This is a genomic window from Mesorhizobium sp. M7A.F.Ca.CA.004.12.1.1, from assembly GCF_003997835.1.
In the GTDB taxonomy this organism is placed as follows: domain Bacteria; phylum Pseudomonadota; class Alphaproteobacteria; order Rhizobiales; family Rhizobiaceae; genus Mesorhizobium.
This window is the reverse complement of sequence record NZ_RZRK01001345.1, coordinates 1-832: the sequence shown is the minus strand read 5'-3', so window position 1 is coordinate 832 and position 832 is coordinate 1. Positions and strand designations below refer to the sequence as shown.

The window sequence follows — 832 nt, the reverse complement described above, 5'->3', positions numbered from 1 at the left end:
ACGTTGGACGGGATCGGCAAATATCTGCGCGACGAGATTGAAGAAGCTCCGGAGCCGGTTGCCAATGTCAGCGAGATCCTGCGCGACAGCAACGCTGACGTGCTGGTTTCCTACCTGCCGGTGGGTTCTGAGGAGGCAACTTGCTTCTATGCCGAATGCGCACTCGAGGCCGGCTGCGCCTTCGTCAATTGCATACCAGTTTTCATCGCCTCACGCCCGGAATGGCGCCGGCGCTTTGAGCAGCGAGGACTGCCGCTGGTCGGCGACGATATCAAGAGCCAGGTCGGCGCGACCATCGTGCACCGGCTGCTGGCCAATCTCTTCCGCGAACGCGGCGTACGCATCGACCGCACCTATCAGCTGAATTTCGGCGGCAACACCGATTTTCTCAACATGCTGGAACGCGAGCGGCTGGAATCGAAGAAAATCTCGAAGACACAGTCCGTGGCCAGCCAGTTCGATGTTCCCCTGGAGCCAGGCAATATCCACGTTGGGCCCAGCGACCACGTACCGTGGCTGACCGATCGCAAGTGGGCCTATATAAGGGTGGAAGGCACGACTTTCGGCGGCGTGCCGCTCAATGCCGAGCTCAAGCTGGAAGTCTGGGATTCTCCAAACTCGGCCGGCGTGGTGATCGATGCGGTACGCTGCGCCAAGCTGGCGCTCGATCGCGGCATGGCCGGAGCGCTGACCGGTCCCTGCAGTTATTTCATGAAGTCGCCTCCCGAACAGTTCACCGACGCCGAAGCGCGGCAGCGCACGCTCGCTTTTATCGCAGGCAAGGACGAGCCTTTGCTCGATGCCGCGGAATGACGACGACCTTCTTTCTGAT

The 832-nt window shown here is 60.7% G+C and carries 1 protein-coding gene; it reads left to right on the top strand.

Annotated elements, in window-relative coordinates:
• A partial coding sequence (locus EN984_RS36285; protein ID WP_127384439.1) for an inositol-3-phosphate synthase occupies window positions 1-813 on the top strand: 813 nt, incomplete at its 5' end.
• Between the last annotated feature and the right edge of the window lie 19 nt (window positions 814-832).